Raw genomic sequence first — 21,174 nt, forward strand, 5'->3', positions numbered from 1 at the left:
TGGGGCTGCGTGGCGGCCCATTCGCAGCACAAGGCTGCGCCTGCAAAGAGCAGTGCGCAGCACGCGACAACGAATTTGTTCTATTTGGCAGAGCGAGAGTGGATGTGAGCAAACGAGCCTTTAACTTCTGCGCAGGCCCTGCCGCGCTTCCTGACGCTGTCCTGCAGCGCGCCCAGGCCGAGATGCTGGACTGGCGTGGCAAGGGCTTGTCGGTGATGGAAATGAGCCATCGCAGCGACGATTACGTGGCCATCGCCGAAAAGGCCGAGCAGGACCTGCGTGACCTGCTGTCCGTCCCCTCCAACTACAAGGTGTTGTTCCTGCAGGGTGGCGCCAGCCAGCAGTTCGCTGAAATCCCACTGAACCTGCTGCCGGAAACCGGCACTGCTGACTATATCGAGACCGGTATCTGGTCAAAAAAGGCCATTGAGGAAGCGCGCCGCTTCGGCAACATCAATGTTGCCGCCAGCGCCAAGCCCTACGATTACCTGGCCATTCCGGGCCAGAACGAATGGAACCTGACCAAGAACGCGGCCTACGTGCACTATGCGTCCAACGAGACCATCGGTGGCCTGCAGTTCGACTGGGTGCCGGAGATCGGTGACGTGCCGCTGGTCGTCGACATGTCGTCCGACATCCTCTCGCGCCCGATCGATGTGTCGCAGTTCGGCTTGATCTACGCCGGCGCGCAGAAGAACATCGGCCCAAGCGGCCTGGTGGTGGTGATCGTTCGTGAAGACCTGCTGGGCCGCGCCCGCAGCAGCTGCCCGACCATGCTCGACTACAAGGTTTCGGCCGACAACGGCTCGATGTACAACACCCCGGCCACCTATTCCTGGTACCTCTCGGGCCTGGTCTTCGAGTGGCTGAAAGAGCAGGGTGGCGTCGACGCCATGGAGCAGCGCAACCGCGCCAAGAAAGAGCGCCTGTACGGCTTCATCGACAGCAGCGATTTCTACACCAACCCGATCAGCGTCAATGCCCGTTCGTGGATGAACGTGCCGTTCCGTCTGGCTGATGAGCGCCTGGACAAGGCGTTCCTCGCCGGTGCCGACGCCCGTGGCCTGCTCAACCTCAAAGGCCACCGTTCGGTTGGCGGCATGCGCGCCTCCATCTACAACGCCCTGGGCCTGGAGGCGGTAGAGGCGCTGGTGGGCTACATGGCTGAATTCGAGAAGGAGCACGGCTAATGTCCGAACAGGAGCTCAAGGCGCTGCGGGTTCGCATCGACAGCCTCGACGAGAAAATCCTCGAGCTGATCAGCGACCGTGCCCGTTGCGCCGAGGAAGTGGCCCGGGTCAAGACCGCCTCGTTGAAAGAAGGCGAGAAGCCGGTGTTCTACCGTCCCGAGCGTGAGGCTGCAGTGCTCAAGCGCGTGATGGAACGCAACAAGGGCCCGCTGGGCAACGAAGAAATGGCGCGACTGTTCCGCGAAATCATGTCGTCGTGCCTGGCCCTGGAAGAACCGCTGAAAATCGCCTACCTCGGCCCAGAAGGTACCTTCACCCAGGCTGCGGCCATGAAGCACTTCGGCCACGCGGTGATCAGCCGGCCGATGGCGGCCATCGACGAAGTGTTCCGTGAAGTGGCGGCGGGCGCCGTCAACTTCGGCGTGGTGCCGGTGGAAAACTCCACCGAAGGCGCAGTCAGCCATACCCTGGACAGCTTCCTCGAGCACGACATGGTGATTTGCGGCGAAGTCGAGCTGCGTATTCACCACCACCTGCTGGTGGGCGAGAACACCAAGACCGACAGCATCACCCGCATCTACTCCCACGCCCAGTCGCTGGCCCAGTGCCGCAAGTGGCTGGACGCGCACTACCCGAACGTGGAGCGCGTGGCGGTGTCGAGCAATGCCGAGGCCGCCAAGCGGGTCAAGGGCGAGTGGAACTCGGCGGCGATCGCCGGCGACATGGCGGCCAACCTGTACGGCCTGACCCGCCTGGCCGAGAAGATCGAAGACCGTCCGGACAACTCCACGCGCTTCCTGATGATCGGTAACCAGGAAGTACCGCCGACCGGCGACGACAAGACCTCGATCATCGTTTCGATGAGCAACAAGCCAGGTGCCTTGCACGAGCTGCTGGTGCCGTTCCATCAGAACGGTATCGACCTGACCCGCATCGAGACCCGCCCGTCGCGCAGCGGCAAGTGGACCTACGTGTTCTTCATCGACTTCGTCGGCCACCACCGCGACCCGCTGATCAAGGCGGTGCTCGAGCAGATCAGCCAGGAGGCTGTGGCGCTGAAGGTGCTGGGTTCCTATCCGAAGGCGGTGCTTTGAGTGAAGGATGCCGGGGCCGCCTAACGGCCCCTGCGGTCTCACAGGCTGTCTAGATTTCTGAACAGGGTTCGCACCAGTGGTAAATGCAGCAAAAACCAAACCCGCACCCATCATCAACCGCCTGGTCGTGGTCGGCCTCGGTCTGATCGGTGGCTCGTTCGCCAAGGGGCTGCGTGAAAGCGGCCTGTGCCGCGAAGTGGTCGGTGTCGACCTGGATGCCCCCTCGCGCAAGCAGGCAGTGGCGCTGGGTGTGGTCGACCGCTGCGAAGAAGACCTCGCGGCTGCCTGCGTGGGCGCCGACGTCATTCAGTTGGCCGTACCGATCCTGGCCATGGAGAAAGTCCTGGCGCGTTTGGCTCAACTCGACCTGGGTGATGCCATCATCACCGACGTCGGCAGTGCCAAGGGCAATGTCGTTCGTGAGGCGCGGGCCGTCTTTGGTCAGCGCCTGCCGCGCTTCGTACCCGGCCACCCTATTGCCGGCTCCGAGCAAAGCGGGGTAGAGGCTTCCAACGCCACCCTGTTCCGCCGGCACAAGGTCATCCTCACCCCATTGGCCGAAACCGACCCCGCCGCGCTGGCCCTGGTCGACCGCCTGTGGCGTGCGCTGGATGCCGATGTGGAGCACATGTCGGTCGAGCGCCATGACGAAGTGCTGGCCGCCACCAGCCACTTGCCGCACCTGCTGGCCTTTGGCTTGGTCGATTCGCTGGCCAAGCGCAATGAAAACCTCGAGATCTTCCGGTACGCTGCGGGAGGCTTCCGCGATTTCACAAGAATCGCCGGCAGCGACCCGACCATGTGGCACGACATCTTTCTCGCCAACCGCGACGCTGTCCTGCGCACGCTTGATACATATCGCAGCGATCTCGACGCCTTGCGCGACGCGATCGCTGAAGGGGACGGGCACCAGCTGCTGGGTGTATTCACCCGCGCACGGGTAGCCCGCGAGCATTTCAGTAAAATCCTGGCCCGCCGGGCCTATGTGGACGCTATGAACGCCAACGATCTGATTTTCCTGGCCCAACCGGGTGGCCGCCTGAACGGGCGGATTCGCGTACCGGGCGACAAGTCGATTTCTCACCGCTCGATCATGCTCGGCTCGCTGGCCGAAGGCACTACCGAGGTCGAAGGCTTCCTCGAAGGTGAAGACGCGCTGGCGACCCTGCAGGCATTCCGTGACTTGGGTGTGGTCATCGAAGGCCCCAACCATGGTCGTGTGACCATTCATGGCGTCGGCCTGCATGGCCTCAAACCGCCACCAGGTCCGCTGTACGTGGGCAACTCCGGTACCTCGATGCGACTGCTGTCGGGCCTGTTGGCCGGTCAGCCGTTCGACGTGACCATGACCGGCGACGCTTCGCTGTCCAAGCGCCCGATGAACCGTGTGGCCAACCCGCTGCGCGAAATGGGTGCGGTGGTCGAAACCGGCCCGGAAGGCCGCCCACCGCTGACCATTCGCGGTGGCCACAAGCTCAAGGGGTTGACCTACACGCTGCCGATGGCCAGCGCCCAGGTCAAATCCTGCCTGCTGCTGGCCGGCCTGTACGCCGAAGGCAAGACCACCGTTACCGAGCCTGCGCCTACCCGTGACCACACCGAGCGCATGCTGCGTGGTTTTGGCTACTCGGTCGAAAGCAATGGCCCGGTCGCTTCGCTGCAGTCCGGCGGCAAGCTGACCGCTACCCGCATCGAAGTGCCAGCCGACATCTCCTCGGCCGCGTTCTTCCTGGTGGCAGCCTCGATCGCCGAGGGTTCCGAGCTGGTGCTGGAGCACGTAGGCATCAACCCGACCCGTACCGGCGTGATCGACATCCTGCGCTTGATGGGCGGCGACATCACCCTGGAAAACCAGCGCGAAGTCGGCGGCGAGCCAGTGGCCGACCTGCGCGTGCGGGGTGCCAAGCTCAAGGGTATCGACATCCCTGAAGAGCTGGTGCCGCTGGCCATCGACGAATTCCCGGTACTGTTCGTGGCGGCAGCTTGCGCCGAAGGGCGTACCGTGCTGCGCGGCGCCGAAGAGCTGCGGGTGAAGGAGTCCGACCGCATCCAGGTGATGGCCGACGGCCTGATCACGCTGGGCATCAAGTGCGAGCCGACCCCTGACGGCATCATCATCGACGGCGGCCAGCTGGGCGGCGGCGAAGTGCATGGGCATGGTGACCACCGCATCGCCATGGCCTTCAGCGTGGCGTCGCTGCGCGCCAGTGCGCCGATCCGCATCCACGACTGCGCCAACGTCGCCACCTCGTTCCCCAACTTCCTGGCGCTGTGCGCCGAAGTGGGCATCCGCGTGGCGGAAGAGGGCAAGTCGTGAATTCGCTGGCACCGGTCATCACCATCGACGGGCCGAGTGGCTCGGGCAAGGGCACAGTCGCCGGCCTGCTGGCCCGCGAGCTGGGCTGGAAGCTGCTGGACTCCGGCGCGCTGTACCGGTTGCTGGCATTCAATGCCAGCAACCACGGCGTCGACCTGACCAACGAAGAGCTGCTGACCAAACTTGCCGCCCATCTGGATGTGCAGTTCATCGCCGCCGAGCCCGGTAAGCTGCAACAGATCATCCTCGAGGGTGAGGACGTCAGCAACGTCATCCGTACCGAAACCGTCGGCGCCGGCGCGTCGATGGTGGCTTCGCTGCCGGCCGTGCGTGATGCGCTGCTGGTGCGCCAGCGTGAGTTCCGCGAAGTGCCAGGGCTGATCGCCGACGGCCGGGACATGGGTACCGTGGTGTTCCCGGATGCGCCGTTGAAGGTCTTCCTCACCGCCAGCGCGGAGGAGCGGGCGCGTCGCCGCTACCTGCAGTTGAAGGGCAAGGGCGAAGATGTTAGTCTGTCGAGTCTGCTGGATGAGATTCGTGCGCGTGATGAGCGCGACACCCAACGTGCAGTGGCCCCGCTGAAGCCAGCGGCCGATGCCATTCAGTTGGACTCTACCGAGTTGTCCATCGAGCAGGTGTTGCAACGTATCAGAAGTGAGATCGCCCAGCGCGACCTTGCCTGATAACCAGGAAAGCAGGCGGGGGCACCAGTCAACGTCCTGTCGGCTTTCCTTTACTTAAAACGAACCCACATTGTCTGGAATGTGGTTATGGGCGTCTGTTTCGCCCGAATCTACAGGAATTAAAATGAGCGAAAGCTTTGCAGAACTCTTTGAAGAAAGCCTGAAAACCCTCAATCTTCAGCCGGGTGCGATCATCACCGGTATCGTTGTCGACATCGACGGCGACTGGGTTACCGTACACGCTGGCCTGAAGTCCGAGGGCGTCATCCCGCTCGAGCAGTTCTACAACGAAGCTGGCGAGCTGACCATCAAGGTCGGTGACGAAGTGCACGTTGCGCTGGACGCGGTCGAAGACGGCTTTGGCGAAACCAAACTGTCCCGTGAAAAAGCCAAGCGCGCCGAGTGCTGGATTGTTCTGGAAGCAGCTTTCGCCGCCGAAGAAGTGGTCAAGGGCGTTATCAACGGTAAGGTTAAGGGCGGCTTCACTGTCGACGTTAACGGCATCCGTGCGTTCCTGCCGGGCTCCCTGGTTGATGTCCGCCCAGTGCGCGACACCACCCACCTGGAAGGCAAAGAGCTGGAATTCAAGGTCATCAAGCTGGACCAGAAGCGCAACAACGTTGTCGTTTCCCGTCGCAGCGTGCTGGAAGCCGAGAACAGCGCCGAGCGCGAAGCCCTGCTGGAAACCCTGCAGGAAGGCCAGCAAGTCAAAGGTATCGTCAAGAACCTCACCGACTACGGCGCATTCGTGGACCTGGGCGGTATCGACGGCCTGCTGCACATCACCGACATGGCTTGGAAGCGCATCAAGCACCCATCGGAAATCGTTAACGTTGGCGACGAAGTCGACGTACGCGTTCTGAAGTTCGACCGTGAGCGCAACCGCGTTTCGCTGGGTCTGAAGCAGATGGGCGAAGATCCGTGGGTAGCTATCACTGCCCGCTACCCAGAAGGTACTCGCGTACAAGCTCGCGTTACCAACCTGACCGACTACGGCTGCTTCGCTGAGCTGGAAGAAGGCGTTGAAGGTCTGGTACACGTTTCCGAAATGGACTGGACCAACAAGAACATCCACCCGTCGAAAGTCGTTCAGGTTGGCGACGAAGTGGAAGTCATGGTTCTGGACATCGACGAAGAGCGTCGTCGTATCTCCCTGGGCATCAAGCAGTGCAAGTCCAACCCATGGGAAGACTTCTCCGGCCAGTTCAACAAGGGTGACAAGATCACCGGTACCATCAAGTCGATCACCGACTTCGGTATCTTCATCGGCCTGGACGGCGGCATCGACGGCCTGGTTCACCTGTCCGACATCTCCTGGAACGAAACCGGCGAAGAAGCCGTACGTCGTTTCAAGAAGGGCGACGAGCTGGAAACCGTCATCCTGTCGGTCGACCCAGAGCGCGAGCGCATCTCCCTGGGCATCAAGCAGCTGGAAGACGATCCGTTCTCCAACTTCGTTGCTGTCAATGACAAGGGCGCTATCGTCAAGGGCATCGTGAAAGAAGTTGACGCCAAAGGCGCCATCGTCACCCTGGCCGACGACATCGAAGCCACTCTGAAAGCTTCCGAAATCAGCCGTGACCGCGTTGAAGACGCGCGTAACGTTCTGAAGGAAGGCGAAGAGATCGAAGCCAAGATCATCAGCGTTGACCGCAAGTCCCGCGTTATCAGCCTGTCGATCAAATCGAAAGACGACGCTGAAGAGCGCGAAGCCATCCAGAGCCTGAAAAACGCTCCGGAAGCGGCTGCCGACACCACCATGGCTGCGCTGCTGCGCGAAGCAATGGCCAAGCAGAACTGAGTTCTGTTTGATCGGTAAAAAGGGCGACCCTCGGGTCGCCCTTTTTTTTGCATGGATTTTGGGGTGGGTTTAGTCGTGTTCGTCGTGAGGTTTGTGGTGTTCGATAGATCGAGCGCCGCCCGCGCGGCGCATCGCGAGCTGCGCTCGCTCCTACGTTTGGTTTTGGCCAGTAACGCCTGTGACAGGCGCGCGCGACCGCCTTGTTTGTACGGCGCGATATCGCGCCATGCGCCAAGGCGTCCGCGCGCAAATCCCCCAGGAAAAATTGGCCCGAAACAAACGTAGGAGCGAGCGCAGCTCGCGATGCGCCGCGCGGGCGGCGCTCGATCTCCCAGGCGCAGACACTCTACCGCCATATCCTCAAAGCCACACCGCATCCCAATGCGGGTAATCACCAACTCTGCTAACTAACCCCGCCCTGATCGGGTTTGCCACGATATACCTTGCTGCCTTGAGAATATCTTCGTCTCGGCGCAATGCGCGGTCGTAATATCCAGCCTGCCATATCGGCAACATCTTCACCCCGGCTTGGCGCAATGCATTGCTGGATTGGCACTTGAAGCGTTGCATCAGTTTACTAAGCGTCGCGTCTTTCAGTTCGATCAACCAGTGCAAATGGTCTGGCATCAGTACCCAGGCGAGCGAGCGGCAGTGCTGCTGCTGATCTGCGTGGCGTAGGTTGTGGATTGTCAAGCGGGCATGGTGAAGGTTGTGGAACAGGGGCTGACGCAGGTGGGTTACAGTTGTCAGCATGTAAAGCCTGCCTGGCACCGAGCATCGGGCATGGCGGAGTCTATGGCCGTGGAGGGGCATTGCGTTCATCCTTGAGTATGTGTGTGCCAAGGCAGCGTAGTCACGGTGGATGGGGCTGGCGCTAATAAGGGTTTCAGCGTGTAAATGGATGACGGGGGATTTGCGTTGTTGCGCAGATCGAGCGCCGCCCGCGCGGCGCATCGCGAGCTGCGCTCGCTCCTACGTTTGTTTCGGGCCAGTATCGATTGTGACAGGCGCGCGCGACCGCCTTGCCTAAACGACGCGATATCGCGCCACGCGCCAAGGCGTCCGCGCGCAAATCCATCAGGAAAAATTGGCCCGAAACAAACGTAGGAGCGAGCGCAGCTCGCGATGCGCCGCGCGGGCGGCGCTCGATCTCCGCGCCACTGCAAATCAACTGCCGGACACCTACATGCCCCCGCCGCCTAGACCATTCTTGTAAAACTTCAATCTTGAATTTTTTTATTAAGTCAAGAACCACCCTGTTCAAATCCTTCCCGTCGTGCTACAAACTGGTTAAGCAATGATCTAGCTGCTTGATAACGAAGGGAAAAATATGACGAAGTCGGAGCTGATCGAACGTATTGTCACCCATCAGGGGCTGCTCTCGTCCAAGGACGTGGAGCTGGCCATCAAGACCATGCTTGAGCAGATGTCACAATGCCTGGCCACTGGCGATCGCATCGAGATTCGCGGTTTTGGCAGCTTCTCGCTGCACTATCGCGCCCCGCGTGTTGGTCGTAACCCAAAGACCGGCCAGTCGGTCAGCCTCGAAGGTAAATTCGTGCCGCACTTCAAGCCCGGTAAAGAGCTGCGTGATCGGGTCAATGAAGAAGACGAGGCTGAAGCCTGATCAATCAAGGAGCAATCTGATGCGTAACCTCAAGCGCGCCCTGGCGGCGGTATTCGTGCTGCTGTTGGCGGCTGTGGTGCTGTTCTTCGTGCTGGAGAACCAGCAGACCGTGTCGTTGGTCCTGTTCGGTTGGGCAGCTCCAGCCATGCCGGTTGCTGTGCTGGTGCTGGCGGCCCTGGTCATTGGCCTGGCAGTCGGGCCGTTGCTGGGGGCTTACGGTGTGCAGCGCAGCAAACGCAAGATCAGGGCTTCTGCCCGACAGGCGGCACTGAGCGGCAACTAAGGAAATTTCCTGCACCCTCTTAGGAAAATTCCACCTATGCATGCGTCGGCCGTCATGGAGTAATAGCACACTTCATTTTCGGTCCAGGTGAGTGTGCGAAGCATGGAATATCCCAGCCTTTCCCATCACGGTGGTACCCGTGGTGTCACCGGGTCTTGCCACCAGTTGCACCTCGATCCGTCAACCAGCCTGCTGATCGACTGCGGCCTGGAGCAGGGCAGCGAAGCTGCGCCGGGGGCGGAAAGCGCAGCGCTTGGCTTCGACATCCAGGGTATCCAGGCCCTGGTCATCACTCACGTTCATCTCGATCATGTTGGCCGTATCCCGGCGCTGCTTGCCGCCGGCTATCGTGGCCCCATCCTATGCAGCGAGCCATCCGCGCGGCTGCTACCGCTGGTGTTGGAGGATGCCTACAAGCTGAGCATCAGCAGCGAGCCCGCTCAGGTGGCCCGGTACCTCGAATTCATCCGAGACCTGATCGTGCCCCTGCCGTTCGAGCAGTGGCACACATTGGTTGAGCGCCCTGGCCTTGGCTGCCGCATTCGCTTGCAGCGCGCAGGCCATCTGTTGGGCTCGGCTTATGTCGAGTGCGACATGCAGCATGGGCAATCCAACAGCCGTTATGTATTCTCAGGCGACCTGGGGGTGTGTGGCAATCCCTTGCTGCGTCCGGTGCAGCCACCAGAGCGTGCTGATGTGCTCGTACTGGAAAGTACCTATGGCGACCGCCTGCATTCGCATGCTGGCGACCGCAGGCAAAGGCTGGAGGAGGCAATCGATCGCGCATTGGCTGACAAAGGCACTATTCTCATCCCGGCATTTAGCTTGGGGCGCACCCAGGAGTTGCTTTACGAGCTGGAAGACATACTTCATCGCAAGGCTTTGCTGGGTACCGCTGGTTCCAGGCCCGAGGGCGATCCGCTCGATTGGTCGCAGCTGCCGATCATTCTCGACTCACCTCTGGCCCAGCGCATCACTGGCGTGTATCGGGAGCTGCACGATTACTGGAATGCCGAGGCCAGGGCCCGGCTTGCCGAAGGCCGAAATCCGCTCGGTTTCAGTCAGTTGATCTGCGTGGATACCCATGCCCGACACCAGCAGGTGGTCAACTACCTCAAAAGCACAGGGCGCCCTGCGATCGTGATCGCCGGCAACGGCATGTGTTCGGGTGGACGCATCGTCAATTACCTCAAGGCCATGCTGGGGGATCCGCGGCATGAGGTGATGTTTGTGGGGTATCAGGCCAAGGGTACGCCGGGGGCAGTGATACAGGCTTGCGAAGGGGCGGAAGGGTTTGTGCAGGTTGACCTGGATGGGCAAATGTATGGCGTCCAAGCCAAAGTAATGCGTCTAGAAGGTTACTCGGCACATGCAGATCAGGAGGGGCTCATTGCCTTTGCCACCGCGACCGTGCCTGCTAAGGTACTGATTGTCCACGGGGAAGCAAAAACGAAAAAAATTCTGAAAAAAGCGCTTGAGCAAGCGTTTGCGCGACAGGGAAAAGGCCCTACAGTGCTGATACCTTATTGACCGCTCAGCGCCTCAGATGAGGTATGAGATCAAACTGAGGAACATCTGGCATCATTGTCGATCCAATTTCGCCTGCGTTTTTCGAACCTGCCACATTTGCCTGAGCAGTAGCAATCGTGTACAGATAGGCAGCGTGGAGCAGTGCTTCAGGTAATGGGTATGGCGCGTGTGGTGGTCAAGGCTTCATGATGCTGGTCGGATCTCAGGATAATCAGAATAAATGCTTAGTGAACCTCAACGCTTTCAGCGTGACGATGAAATTGAACTTTTTGACTTGATCCAAGGTATTTGGCGCCAAAAGATATGGGTTGGGCTAGTAGCTGCCCCCATCGTGGCGGTGGGTGTTGCATACGCTTTGCTGACTGCGCCGGTCTATGAGGCGAAATTATTTGTCGAACCGCCGACACAAAACGACATTGCGCAGCTGAATTTCGGTCGTGGGGGGGACACTGGTCTGGCTCCTATTACTGTGAAAGAGGTATATGACACCCACCTGCGGGCTTTGCAGTCGGAAGCTGTGCGTAGCAAGTTCTTCCGCGATGTGTATTTGCCAAGTGTGAGCGAAGAGCGCCGCCGTGGTTCGCGCGATGGTTTGTATAGTGACTTTAACAAAGTGCTTACGGTAGCCCCTGCAGGCAAGGTGGCATCCACTCGCTATGCAGTTACTGCTGCGTTATCCGATCCTCAGCAGGCAGCGAAATGGGTGGTGGCCTTTAACGAGCTTGCTGCAGAAAACGCCAAGCAAGAGGTGCTGCAAAGTAGTCACAGCGACATGTTGATGAAGGCAGATAACCTGCAAAATCAGATCAACGGGGCTAAAGGAAGCGCGCGCAAGGAGCGAGAGGACCGTATCACTCAGTTGAAAGAGGCATTGGCTGTTGCCAAATCTATTGGGCTTGAGAAGCCTCCGCTAATTACGGAGTCGCTGTCAGTCCAGGTTTCGGCAGCGATGGGTGGGTCTTTGACCTACATGCGTGGTAGTAAAGCGCTTGAGGCTGAAATCGCTACGCTTGAGGCCCGTGCATCCGATGAGCCGTTCATTCCTGGGTTGCGGTCAAAGCAAGAGAATGTAAATTTCTATCGTGAACTCAAGCTTGACCCCTCGGCAGTTCAGGTGTTCGAGCAGGACGGTGCGGTCGAGTTGCCCGATCAGCCGGTCAAACCGAAAAAGTCCCTCATAGTGTTGCTTAGCTTGGTTTTGGGGCTTGGGGCTGGATTCTTGACAGCAGTTGTCAGGGATTTGTGGAGCAGGCGTGGAGTGTCGGCGCGTTAGTTAGCAAGCTTGGTATCGGTTTTTGCCCCTGCGTCCGATATTGCCGAGCGTACGCAGGGGCCAGTGGCTCTGATTACCAGTACAGTGTACTGTGGTGGGTCATGAGCTCTCGGACGTTTTGCAAGCGTCCGGTTGGCGTTGTTGCCTGCGATGGAACAGGTGTGTCGGGCGCCAGAAGTCGTACTGTACCGGGCTGGAGTTTATCCAGTCATTGGGTGATATGGACATTTTTACCACCCCGTGTCCTGCCGTGCGCGCAGACGGGTAATATAAAAGGGTGAGTTGCGCGATTATGACGGAAATCAAGAATCAGGCGGTTGAGAGGTTCAGGGGCAAATCGGCATTGGTCGGTATTGTCGGGCTCGGTTATGTCGGCCTACCCCTGATGCTTCGTTACAACGCTATTGGCTTCAGGGTTTTGGGCATCGACATTGACCAAGCCAAAGTTGATCGGCTCAATGCGGGTCAAAGCTATATCGAGCATATCCCCGCCGAAAAAATTGCCAGCGCTCGCCAGACCGGGTTTGAAGCAACTATAGACTTCAGTCGCGCGACCGAGTGTGATGCTCTGATTCTTTGTGTACCTACACCGCTTAACAAATACCGCGAACCGGACATGAGCTTCGTCATCAACACGACGGATGCGATCAAGCCATACCTGCGTGCCGGCCAGGTCGTCTCGCTGGAAAGTACTACCTACCCCGGTACTACCGAAGAGGAGCTACTGCCTCGGTTACAGGAAGGCGGCTTGAAGGTTGGCGAAAATATCTTCCTGGTCTATTCGCCGGAGCGTGAAGACCCGGGGAATGTGAGTTTTGAGACGCGGACAATCCCCAAAGTCATTGGTGGCCATACACCAAGCTGCCTGGATGTCGGTATAGCCCTCTACGATCAGGCAATCGACCACGTCGTTCCGGTCAGTTCGACCAAGGCAGCCGAGATGACCAAACTGCTGGAAAACATACACCGCGCGGTGAATATCGGTCTGGTCAACGAAATGAAAATTGTCGCCGATCGGATGGGGATCGACATCTTCGAAGTGGTGGATGCCGCGGCGACCAAGCCGTTCGGTTTCACTGCCTATTATCCGGGTCCTGGCCTTGGGGGGCATTGTATTCCGATCGATCCGTTCTACCTGACCTGGAAAGCCCGTGAATATGGCGTCAATACCCGCTTCATCGAGCTGTCGGGGGAAGTCAATCAGGCCATGCCAGAGTATGTCCTGAACAAGCTGATGGATGGGTTGAACAATGCTGGTAAGGCCTTGAAAGGCAGTCGGGTTCTTGTGCTGGGCATTGCGTACAAGAAAAACGTGGACGATATGCGTGAATCGCCTTCGGTGGAGATCATGGAGTTGATCCAGGCGAAGGGTGGTGTCGTGGCCTACAGCGACCCCCATGTGCCTGTCTTCCCTCGGATGCGCGAGCACCATTTCGATCTCAGTAGCGAGCCGCTGACCGCAGACAACCTCGCCAGCTTTGATGCTGTGGTGCTCGCCACGGATCACGACAGATTCGACTACGCATTGATCGAAGCACAGGCGAAGTTGATCGTCGATAGCCGTGGCAAGTACCGCACTCCGGCGGCCCATATCATCAAGGCTTGAGCCCTTGTATAGACCTGACGCTCCGCCCGGGTAGTTACCGGGCGGATTCACTGTTTTCGAAGGAAGCACCATGAAGAATTTCGCTCTGATCGGCGCAGCCGGTTACATTGCCCCCCGACACATGCGCGCCATCAAGGACACCGGCAACCGCCTGGTTTCCGCCTACGACATCAATGACTCGGTCGGGATCATCGACAGCATCTCGCCTCAGAGTGAGTTTTTCACCGAGTTCGAATTTTTTCTCGAGCATGCCCATACTCTGAAGCGCGAAGCGGCCACTGCGCTGGATTACGTTTCCATTTGCTCTCCAAACTACTTGCACTATCCGCACATCGCAGCAGGCCTGCGCCTGGGTTGTGACGTCATCTGCGAAAAGCCATTGGTTCCCACCCCAGAGATGCTTGATCAGCTTTCGCTCATCGAGCAGGAAACCGGCAAGCGGCTGTACAACATCCTGCAGTTGCGCCATCACCAGGCAATCATCAACCTTAAGGACAAAGTGGCGGCCGAGCACCGTGACCACAAGTACGAAGTCGACCTCACCTACATCACTTCGCGCGGCAAGTGGTACCTGAAGAGCTGGAAAGGTGACCCTCGCAAGTCCTTTGGTGTAGCCACCAACATCGGTGTGCATTTCTACGACATGCTGCACTTCATCTTCGGAAAGCTGCAGCGCAACGTCGTTCACTACTCGTCGGAACATAAGGCTGCCGGCTACCTTGAGTACGAAAAAGCGCGAGTGCGGTGGTTCCTTTCCGTCGATTCGGATGATCTCCCCGAGTCGGTCAAAGGTAAAAAGCCAACTTATCGGTCAATCACGGTAGATGGTGAAGAAATGGAGTTTTCCGAAGGCTTTACCGACCTTCACACCACCAGTTATGAAGAAATCCTCGCAGGGCGGGGTTACGGCATCGAAGACGCGCGCCACTGCGTTGAGACCGTCAATGTTATTCGGAGCGCCCCTATGGTGCAGGCCAAGGACAACGAGGCGCATCCATTCGTGCTCGGTGTCGCTCGCTGAGTTGACTTGCTAGCAGTTGCGCGCCCATCCCTGCATGTGACGTTGAGTGCCTTTCTGATTATGCCCAGCAACCCTGCCGCTCACAAATCGTCGCAGTGAAACAGGCAATGCTGAAAGTGGATAAAGTGGTCATTGCAGGCATGTGGCAATACCAGATGCCGAGCCCTCCATTCGTCAAGGCCCTGCAGGCATTCCTGAATGATGCCGCTGCGGCTCATAAGCAGGTTGTGGTTTCGGGGGCAGGTGCCGATGTTCCAATCAGATGTGCAGAGGGTGCGGCGCTTCAGAGAGCTCGGGTCGTCAGCTACCCTGTCGCTCAACAGTGACTGGAGAGTCGCTAACAAGCAGGTCGCGGAGCTCACAGCGGGGATTGCAGGCGTGCATTATTTGGATTTTTCCGATTCAAGCTTTTTCGCGGACGCACCCTACGAGGGTGGTGAACTTATCTATCAAGATAACCACCACCTCAACGAGATCGGGGCGCGTCGCTACGGTCATTTTGCCGGTGGGCAGCTAAACCAGCTGTTCGAACCAACTCAATCCAGCGTGAGTCTCAAACAATGAGTCATTATCAGCATCCCAGTGCAATCGTCGATGAAGGTGCCCAGATCGGCAAGGATTCCCGCGTCTGGCATTTTGTCCATGTGTGCGGCGGCGCTCGGATTGGCCAGGGCGTTTCCCTAGGTCAGAACGTTTTCGTTGGCAACAAGGTCGTCATTGGTGATCAGTGCAAAATTCAAAATAACGTATCGGTGTACGATAACGTCACGCTGGAAGACGGGGTTTTCTGCGGGCCGAGCATGGTTTTCACCAACGTCTACAACCCACGTTCGCTCATTGAGCGCAAGGACCAGTATCGCGACACGCTTGTGAAAAAGGGCGCGACGCTGGGGGCGAACTGCACGATTGTTTGCGGGGTCACCATCGGTGAATTTGCTTTTGTAGGTGCAGGTGCCGTAGTCAACAAGGATGTACCAGCCTATGCGCTGATGGTCGGCGTGCCGGCCAAACAGATCGGCTGGATGAGTGAGTTTGGCGAGCAGCTGGATGTGGGCGCAGATGGCCGGGCCATTTGCTCACACACAGGGGCAACGTATGTAGTGCGCGCCAATTCCCTTGAAAAACTGGATGTTTGATCATGATTGAGTTCATTGACCTGAAACAGCAGCAAGCCCGCATCAAGGCGTCTATCGATGCTGGTATCCAGCGCGTATTGAGTCACGGCCAGTACATCCTGGGCCCTGAAGTAGCCGAGCTGGAAGAGCGTCTGGCAGCTTATGTTGGGGTAGCTCACTGTATCACCTGTGCCAACGGTACTGACGCCTTGCAAATTGTTCAAATGGCGCTTGGTATCGGGCCTGGTGATGAGGTGATCACGCCTGGTTTCACCTATATTGCGACGGCTGAAACTGTTGCATTACTCGGCGCCAAGCCAGTGTACGTAGATGTTGATGAGCGCACATGCAACCTGGATGTTGCGAAACTGGAAGCTGCCATTACCCCGCGTACGAAAGCGATAGTGCCCGTATCGCTGTATGGACAGTGTGCTGATTTTGATGCGATCAACCAGGTTGCAAAAAAATATAACATACCGGTTATTGAGGATGCTGCGCAGAGCTTCGGGGCTACTTATAAGGGGCAACGCTCTTGTGGGTTGACAACAGTAGCATGCACCAGTTTTTTCCCAAGCAAGCCACTCGGCGGTTATGGTGATGGTGGCGCGATCTTCACTAATGACCCAGCACTTGCTCTGGCTATTCGCCAAATTGCTCGGCACGGCCAGGAAAAGCGTTATCACCACGTAAGAGTAGGCGTCAACAGCCGGCTCGATACTCTGCAGGCCGCAGTACTTCTGGCTAAGCTCGATATTTTTGATAGTGAAATTGTGCTTCGGCAGCAGGTGGCGAAGCGTTACTCTGAACTGTTGAGTGGGCAGGATTCAATCAAAATCCCTCACATCGCAGAAGGTAATGCCTCGGTTTTTGCTCAATTTACTGTCCAAGTCGAGGACCGGGAGAAAGTCCAGGCTTTGTTGAGAGCGAGCGGTGTGCCAAGTGTGGTTCACTACCCAATCCCTCTTAACAAGCAAACCGCAGTCGCTTCTGACGCTTATCTCCCGGTCGGGGACGCGCTGGCGACTAAAGTCTTGAGCTTGCCGATGCACCCGTATTTGAGTGAAGCCGAGATCAGCATGGTAGCAGGTGCTCTGATTACCGCGTGCGGTACGCGTAAATGAAAGTTTTGAAACATGTCTCGTCGTATTGGCGAGACATTTTTTTGCAAGCTTCAGGAAATACGATTGCCCAGGTTGTCGGGGTGATGGGTATTCCACTGTTGTCGAGGCTGTATGCGCCTCAGGAATTTGCAGTGCAGAATATTTTCCTGCAGCTTGTAATGTTCTTTGCGGGAATCATGACCTGGCGATATGAGTATTTTTTCCAGATGCTTAAAGACGACCAGCAAGCACGTTGGCTGTTCTCCGGAATAATAAAGCTTGGCGTTGCATCGGGTATTGTGCTGAGCGTTGCACTGTACGCATTCTCGGCGGAGATTGCGCATTTATTGTCGGTTGAGCAAGGCGCTCATGTGCTGGTCATTGCACCGCTTAGCGCATTTCTAGTGTCCCTGGCGTTGGCCTTTCAGCACAATGCCCAGCGCTCAGGCGCCTACAAGATTTCTGCATTGTCGGAGGTGTTTGGCAAATCAGCCTATGTTGCTTCAGGTGCGTTGTTGGCGGCGGTCACCGCCAGCGGCCTGATTTTTACCACGTTGTTTAGTGCGTTGGGTAAGATTGGCGCCCTTTTGCCTTACTCTAAAAATCTTATCTTTGGTTCACGCGCGCACGCGCCTGATGCTGTGAGCCCTCTTAAAAAGCATGCCAGCGGTGCCAACGCCCTGGTGATGTCGCACATCCTGGTCACCGTCAGCAGTGCGGCACCTATTTTCTACATATCAGCCATGTACGGTACGGAAATACTTGGCCAGTTTTCGATGGTTATGGCGACTATCTTCTTGCCTTCTGGGTTAGTTGGCGCTGCCATTGGCCAGGTTTTCTACCAGCGTGCGGCGTCGCACGCGGAGGAACCGTTTGTCCTTAAGGGGCTCTGGAGCATGACTATAAGAAAGCTAGTGCTATTCGGAGTTCCAATCTATTTGTGCGCCGGAATTTTGTCCCCATGGCTTTATCCGCTTGTCTTGGGAGGCCAATGGCATGATGCGGGGCTGTATGCGCAAGTTCTGATGGTGGCCGCGCTCAGTGCTTTCGTCAGCACGCCCCTGGATCGTGTCTCAGTGGTGCTTCGTTACAACTGGTATTTGCCTGCTTTACATGTGTTCAGGCTGGCGGCAACAGGCGTGCTACTGGCACTCGCCACTCATCTCGGTCTCGATTTCAATACGTTCTTGATCTTTTATGTCGTGCAGGTGTCAGCTGTCTATCTTCTAGATATTTTATTCGCTCATTTCTTGATCGGGCACGCGGTCAAGAAGGGGGCTGCGGCCATGGAAGGGGTTTGATGGGTGATTGACCCTGCGTGGGTCCTTGGCATGATTGGCAAGTAAATTGTATTGAGTGAAATCGCGATGGGCTGGCTAACCGAGAGAGATAGGTCATAATGGACAATGAAATTTCGGGTCGCTATACGGAGCAGGGCACCTCAGTGTTGCCAAGCACTCTGGTACTGGTAAATGTGGCGCGCATAAAACTTTTGGTGGCGGTGGTTTTTTATGTGTTCGCTCTTGTTTATGGTCATGATAAATACCTCTCCCTAGTGCAGGCTTTTTGGGGATTCAATTCGCCTCACTTTAGCCTGAGCAATATGCTGCTTATTATCATATTGGCGGTGGTTCCTGTTTTTGTCATGCCGTTGTACCTGGTAAGGCCGTCCTCTCTATTTATCTATGCCTTAGTGTTTTGCGTCTACCTTCCAGCGATCGTCACGGGAATGCTTAACCATGAAGACTCCATCGAACGGTACTTCTGGGTGTTCTTTTGTTTCTGTATCGGTCTTGTAGGTTGTTGCTTGGCTGTTCGCTGTGTTCCTCTGCTGAGTGATGCTTCCAGGTCGTTTTCAAGGCCATTGTTGCTTACTTGTGTGCTGGGCTCGCTAACGTGCTTCCTGGTCTTGTTTCTGACATATCGTGACATTCTTTCATTCTCGGGCGTGGATGATATCTACGCGCAACGGGAAAAGGGTGCGGCAACCTCTTTGTTCATAGGCTACTGCCAGGTTTACTTGGCTTACTTTTTCTCGCCGATACTTTTTGCTGCTGGTTTGGTGTCGAGGCGTGTCCTGATTGCTCTGCTCGGTTTTGCCGGTTTTATTTTTGTGTTCATGATCACCGCCGAGCGAACAGTATTCTTGATGCCTTTTGCGATGTTTTTGATGGCGTTAATTTTCAAAAGGCGTGGTGATAACCCTAATAACCCAGCCTATCTCTTTGCGGGCGGTGGGATGATGGTGTTCCTGATTGCAGCACTCTACGATCAGGTTGGTGTTTTTAGAGAGTTGGGCTTCTATTTTTATACGCGTTTAATCGCTTACCCTGGGTTATTTGTTACCCAGTATTATGACCTGTTCTCTGCGCAAGGTTTTACTTACTGGGCTCACGTCTCGGGTATCGGGCGATTAGCTGATGTCCCAGCAGCGTTTGCAACTGATGAAAAGTGGCCGCTTCTTGGTAAAATTCTGGCTGAACGAGTGCTTGGCGTGCAGAGTCAGTCGAATGCCAGTTTTGTGGCGACTGATGGCGTCGCCGCTGCCGGCGGCCCAGGAGTGTTGGTCATCTTTTTGGTTTACACAGCCTGGCTGATTGCACTGGATTGGGTGTCCCAAGGGTGGAATAAGGTGCTGCTACTAACGGCGCTTTTTCCGCTCGCGTTTGTAACCACCAATGGTCCTTTTTTTACCATGTTGGCCTCTTTCGGCGGTGGGTTGTGGATTGCCATGCTATGGTTTGACAAGTTCAGAATAAAACTATGGGGGCATCGACTTTGATTGGATATGTCATTTCGCGAGTGCTTAAAAAGTCACGGGGATCTGCGCTGATCGACTCGCATGTCCCGCGTAGTTCGAAGGTAGAGTCTGGCAGCACCTTGTTTTCCACACGTTTTGGCGAGCATAGCTTCTGCGGGTATGATTGCACGTTCATAAAAACAACCATTGGGTCGTTTTGTTCAGTTGCCAATAATGTTGTGGTTGGGGGCGCTCGACACCCTATCGAGTACGTCTCGACCAGCCCTGTGTTTCTGGCGCATAAAGAGAGTATCAAGAAGAAATTTTCCCGACATGACTACCGTTGGGAACCCACTACCACAATAGGACATGATGTCTGGATCGGGGAGGGCGTTTTGATCAAGGGCGGGGTCACGATCGGAACAGGTGCTGTGATAGGCATGGGCAGCGTGGTCACCAAAGACGTCCCCCCCTATGCTATCTATGGCGGTAATCCGGCGCGCTTGATACGTTACAGATTTAATGAGTCCATAATCGAGGGGCTTCTGAAAAGTCGTTGGTGGGAATTATCTGAAGAGCAATTGAGTGTGGCTGCTGCCCATTTTACCGATCCAGAAGCATTTTTGAAAAGTCAGAATTTGCTATGAAAGTTATTCATCTGTGTGTGTCGTGTTTTTATATTGATGGTTATCGGTATCAGGAAAATGAACTGGTGCGCGAGCACGTAGATACCGGTCACGATGTCTTGGTGGTTGCGTCGACGGAAACTTATTTGGATAATTTGACCCTTGGTTATACCGCGCCAGGTGATTATATGGGCACGGATGGTGCTCGGGTTATACGGCTAGCCTACAGTGGATTCGCCCCGTTTTTTTTGAAAAAGAAGCTAAGAATTCATCACGGCCTAGAGCGCATTCTTGAGACGTTTGCGCCGGATGTGATCATGTTTCATGGGCTGTGTGGCTGGGAGTTGCGCACCGCCGCACGGTACAAGCGAAAGCACCCGGAAGTTAAGTTATATGTCGACAGTCATGAGGATGCAAATAATAGTGCAGTGAGCATGTTGTCAAAACTGCTGCACAATCTTTACTATCGCCCAATCATCAGGGCGGCGCTACCCGCTATAGACAAGGTGCTTTGCATTTCTCAGGAAACGCTCGATTTTTGTCGCGAACGATACGGTATCGATGACGCGGCAATGGAGTTTTTTCCGCTGGGTGGAAAGATCGCCGATGATTCAAGCTATACAAAAATTCGCTCTGAAACACGCGCGCTGCTGAGGCTTGATCGCGGCCAAACAGTGTTTATTCAGTCTGGAAAGTTTGATGCGAAAAAGAAGCTGGTGCAAAGTCTTCGGGCGTTTTCGCAGTTAAAGTCTGAAGATCTCCGCTTCTTGATTGTTGGGCAGTTGCATGACGCTATTGCTGAAGAGGCGCGTGCGCTGATTGCCAAGGATCCGCGCATCACTTTCCTGGGCTGGAAATCTGCCGATGAGCTATATGGCTTGCTGTGTGCGGCTGATGTGTATGTCCAGCCAGGCAGCCAGTCAGCGACAATGCAGATGAGCCTCTGCGCCCGTCGACCTGTTATCGTTGCCGACGTGCGCAGCCATGTTCCGTTTGTGCAGGGGAATGGATGGGCCGTTCGCGATGAAAACGAATTGCTCCGCGCCTTCGCAAAGATTGAGGCAGACCCTGGAATTTTGGATACTTACTCGAGGCGGTCTTACGAAATTGCTTCGAGTCTTTTGGACTATCGCCGTATGGCAAAGCGTCTGTTGACCTAATTGCTGGA

The 21,174-nt window shown here is 56.6% G+C and carries 19 protein-coding genes; 18 read left to right on the forward strand and 1 reads right to left on the reverse strand.

Annotation, left to right across the window (positions count from 1 at the left end):
- Positions 1–104 precede the first annotated feature (104 nt).
- The 5 genes from serC (at position 105) to rpsA (ending at position 7,085) form a co-directional block, all read left to right on the forward strand.
- On the forward strand, positions 105–1,190 hold the full coding sequence (serC, locus tag ACNFBR_RS05260) for a 3-phosphoserine/phosphohydroxythreonine transaminase (protein ID WP_416733948.1): 1,086 nt from the start codon (positions 105–107) through the stop codon (positions 1,188–1,190).
- On the forward strand, positions 1,190–2,284 hold the full coding sequence (gene pheA / locus ACNFBR_RS05265) for a prephenate dehydratase (RefSeq protein ID WP_016715021.1): 1,095 nt from the start codon (positions 1,190–1,192) through the stop codon (positions 2,282–2,284). The genes serC and pheA overlap by 1 nt, the downstream gene beginning before the upstream one ends.
- A 109-nt stretch (positions 2,285–2,393) precedes the next feature.
- Positions 2,394–4,601, forward strand: coding sequence for a bifunctional prephenate dehydrogenase/3-phosphoshikimate 1-carboxyvinyltransferase (locus tag ACNFBR_RS05270; protein WP_416734029.1), 2,208 nt, complete (start codon positions 2,394–2,396; stop codon positions 4,599–4,601).
- Complete coding sequence (cmk, locus tag ACNFBR_RS05275) at positions 4,598–5,284, forward strand: (d)CMP kinase (RefSeq protein WP_416733949.1); 687 nt, start codon at positions 4,598–4,600, stop codon at positions 5,282–5,284. The genes ACNFBR_RS05270 and cmk overlap by 4 nt, the downstream gene beginning before the upstream one ends.
- Before the next feature lie 124 nt (positions 5,285–5,408).
- On the forward strand, positions 5,409–7,085 hold the full coding sequence (gene rpsA / locus ACNFBR_RS05280; RefSeq protein WP_003252673.1) for a 30S ribosomal protein S1: 1,677 nt from the start codon (positions 5,409–5,411) through the stop codon (positions 7,083–7,085).
- Positions 7,086–7,445: 360 nt separating this feature from the next.
- On the opposite strand, the gene ACNFBR_RS05285 is transcribed toward rpsA, so the two are convergent.
- On the reverse strand, positions 7,446–7,898 hold the full coding sequence (locus ACNFBR_RS05285) for an REP-associated tyrosine transposase (RefSeq protein WP_416733950.1): 453 nt from the start codon (positions 7,896–7,898) through the stop codon (positions 7,446–7,448).
- Between the two features lie 517 nt (positions 7,899–8,415).
- Here ACNFBR_RS05285 and ihfB point away from each other — a divergent pair.
- The 13 genes from ihfB to ACNFBR_RS05350 all read left to right on the forward strand — a co-directional run bounded on the left by ihfB (position 8,416) and on the right by ACNFBR_RS05350 (position 21,166).
- Positions 8,416–8,712 carry an integration host factor subunit beta gene (gene ihfB, locus ACNFBR_RS05290; protein WP_003252675.1) on the forward strand — a complete coding sequence of 99 codons (297 nt, stop codon included), beginning with the start codon at positions 8,416–8,418 and terminating at the stop codon, positions 8,710–8,712.
- 19 nt (positions 8,713–8,731) lie between these two features.
- A complete protein-coding gene (locus tag ACNFBR_RS05295) occupies positions 8,732–8,995 on the forward strand; it encodes a lipopolysaccharide assembly protein LapA domain-containing protein (protein WP_016715026.1) in 264 nt (87 codons plus the stop codon).
- A 102-nt stretch (positions 8,996–9,097) separates the two neighbouring features.
- On the forward strand, positions 9,098–10,525 hold the full coding sequence (locus tag ACNFBR_RS05300) for an MBL fold metallo-hydrolase RNA specificity domain-containing protein (RefSeq protein WP_416733951.1): 1,428 nt from the start codon (positions 9,098–9,100) through the stop codon (positions 10,523–10,525).
- Positions 10,526–10,745: 220 nt separating this feature from the next.
- Positions 10,746–11,798 carry a Wzz/FepE/Etk N-terminal domain-containing protein gene (locus tag ACNFBR_RS05305; protein ID WP_416733952.1) on the forward strand — a complete coding sequence of 351 codons (1,053 nt, stop codon included), beginning with the start codon at positions 10,746–10,748 and terminating at the stop codon, positions 11,796–11,798.
- A gap of 292 nt (positions 11,799–12,090) precedes the next feature.
- Positions 12,091–13,404: a UDP-N-acetyl-D-glucosamine 6-dehydrogenase gene (gene wbpA / locus ACNFBR_RS05310; protein WP_416733953.1), complete on the forward strand. Its 1,314-nt coding sequence runs from the start codon at positions 12,091–12,093 to the stop codon at positions 13,402–13,404.
- Between the two features lie 70 nt (positions 13,405–13,474).
- On the forward strand, positions 13,475–14,425 hold the full coding sequence (gene wbpB, locus ACNFBR_RS05315) for a UDP-N-acetyl-2-amino-2-deoxy-D-glucuronate oxidase (protein WP_416733954.1): 951 nt from the start codon (positions 13,475–13,477) through the stop codon (positions 14,423–14,425).
- A gap of 198 nt (positions 14,426–14,623) precedes the next feature.
- Positions 14,624–14,989, forward strand: a complete 366-nt coding sequence (locus ACNFBR_RS05320) for an SGNH hydrolase domain-containing protein (RefSeq protein ID WP_416733955.1) — start codon at positions 14,624–14,626, stop codon at positions 14,987–14,989.
- Positions 14,986–15,561: a UDP-2-acetamido-3-amino-2,3-dideoxy-D-glucuronate N-acetyltransferase gene (gene wbpD / locus ACNFBR_RS05325; RefSeq protein ID WP_416733956.1), complete on the forward strand. Its 576-nt coding sequence runs from the start codon at positions 14,986–14,988 to the stop codon at positions 15,559–15,561. Before ACNFBR_RS05320 ends, wbpD begins: the two co-directional genes overlap by 4 nt.
- A gap of 2 nt (positions 15,562–15,563) precedes the next feature.
- Positions 15,564–16,661: a DegT/DnrJ/EryC1/StrS family aminotransferase gene (locus tag ACNFBR_RS05330; RefSeq protein WP_416733957.1), complete on the forward strand. Its 1,098-nt coding sequence runs from the start codon at positions 15,564–15,566 to the stop codon at positions 16,659–16,661.
- Positions 16,658–17,941 carry an oligosaccharide flippase family protein gene (locus tag ACNFBR_RS05335; RefSeq protein ID WP_416733958.1) on the forward strand — a complete coding sequence of 428 codons (1,284 nt, stop codon included), beginning with the start codon at positions 16,658–16,660 and terminating at the stop codon, positions 17,939–17,941. The genes ACNFBR_RS05330 and ACNFBR_RS05335 overlap by 4 nt, the downstream gene beginning before the upstream one ends.
- 98 nt (positions 17,942–18,039) lie before the next feature.
- On the forward strand, positions 18,040–19,422 hold the full coding sequence (locus ACNFBR_RS05340; RefSeq protein ID WP_416733959.1) for a hypothetical protein: 1,383 nt from the start codon (positions 18,040–18,042) through the stop codon (positions 19,420–19,422).
- Positions 19,404–20,027: a CatB-related O-acetyltransferase gene (locus tag ACNFBR_RS05345; protein ID WP_416733960.1), complete on the forward strand. Its 624-nt coding sequence runs from the start codon at positions 19,404–19,406 to the stop codon at positions 20,025–20,027. Before ACNFBR_RS05340 ends, ACNFBR_RS05345 begins: the two co-directional genes overlap by 19 nt.
- Positions 20,024–21,166, forward strand: coding sequence for a glycosyltransferase family 4 protein (locus ACNFBR_RS05350; RefSeq protein ID WP_416733961.1), 1,143 nt, complete (start codon positions 20,024–20,026; stop codon positions 21,164–21,166). Before ACNFBR_RS05345 ends, ACNFBR_RS05350 begins: the two co-directional genes overlap by 4 nt.
- The last annotated feature ends 8 nt before the right edge of the window (positions 21,167–21,174 follow it).

Origin of the sequence: Pseudomonas sp. NY11955, from assembly GCF_048068035.1 — a bacterium.
Lineage (GTDB): Bacteria > Pseudomonadota > Gammaproteobacteria > Pseudomonadales > Pseudomonadaceae > Aquipseudomonas.

What these genes read in the sequence shown, in the direction of transcription:
- pheA (WP_016715021.1), top strand. Translation starts at nt 1,190, where the DNA reads ATGTCCGAACAGGAGCTCAAGGCGCTGCGGGTTCGCATCGACAGCCTC.
- rpsA (WP_003252673.1), top strand. Translation starts at nt 5,409, where the DNA reads ATGAGCGAAAGCTTTGCAGAACTCTTTGAAGAAAGCCTGAAAACCCTC.
- ACNFBR_RS05285 (WP_416733950.1), bottom strand. Translation starts at nt 7,898, where the DNA reads ATGCCCCTCCACGGCCATAGACTCCGCCATGCCCGATGCTCGGTGCCA.
- ihfB (WP_003252675.1), top strand. Translation starts at nt 8,416, where the DNA reads ATGACGAAGTCGGAGCTGATCGAACGTATTGTCACCCATCAGGGGCTG.
- ACNFBR_RS05295 (WP_016715026.1), top strand. Translation starts at nt 8,732, where the DNA reads ATGCGTAACCTCAAGCGCGCCCTGGCGGCGGTATTCGTGCTGCTGTTG.
- ACNFBR_RS05300 (WP_416733951.1), top strand. Translation starts at nt 9,098, where the DNA reads ATGGAATATCCCAGCCTTTCCCATCACGGTGGTACCCGTGGTGTCACC.
- ACNFBR_RS05305 (WP_416733952.1), top strand. Translation starts at nt 10,746, where the DNA reads ATGCTTAGTGAACCTCAACGCTTTCAGCGTGACGATGAAATTGAACTT.
- wbpA (WP_416733953.1), top strand. Translation starts at nt 12,091, where the DNA reads ATGACGGAAATCAAGAATCAGGCGGTTGAGAGGTTCAGGGGCAAATCG.
- wbpB (WP_416733954.1), top strand. Translation starts at nt 13,475, where the DNA reads ATGAAGAATTTCGCTCTGATCGGCGCAGCCGGTTACATTGCCCCCCGA.
- ACNFBR_RS05320 (WP_416733955.1), top strand. Translation starts at nt 14,624, where the DNA reads ATGATGCCGCTGCGGCTCATAAGCAGGTTGTGGTTTCGGGGGCAGGTG.
- wbpD (WP_416733956.1), top strand. Translation starts at nt 14,986, where the DNA reads ATGAGTCATTATCAGCATCCCAGTGCAATCGTCGATGAAGGTGCCCAG.
- ACNFBR_RS05330 (WP_416733957.1), top strand. Translation starts at nt 15,564, where the DNA reads ATGATTGAGTTCATTGACCTGAAACAGCAGCAAGCCCGCATCAAGGCG.
- ACNFBR_RS05335 (WP_416733958.1), top strand. Translation starts at nt 16,658, where the DNA reads ATGAAAGTTTTGAAACATGTCTCGTCGTATTGGCGAGACATTTTTTTG.
- ACNFBR_RS05340 (WP_416733959.1), top strand. Translation starts at nt 18,040, where the DNA reads ATGGACAATGAAATTTCGGGTCGCTATACGGAGCAGGGCACCTCAGTG.
- ACNFBR_RS05345 (WP_416733960.1), top strand. Translation starts at nt 19,404, where the DNA reads ATGGGGGCATCGACTTTGATTGGATATGTCATTTCGCGAGTGCTTAAA.
- ACNFBR_RS05350 (WP_416733961.1), top strand. Translation starts at nt 20,024, where the DNA reads ATGAAAGTTATTCATCTGTGTGTGTCGTGTTTTTATATTGATGGTTAT.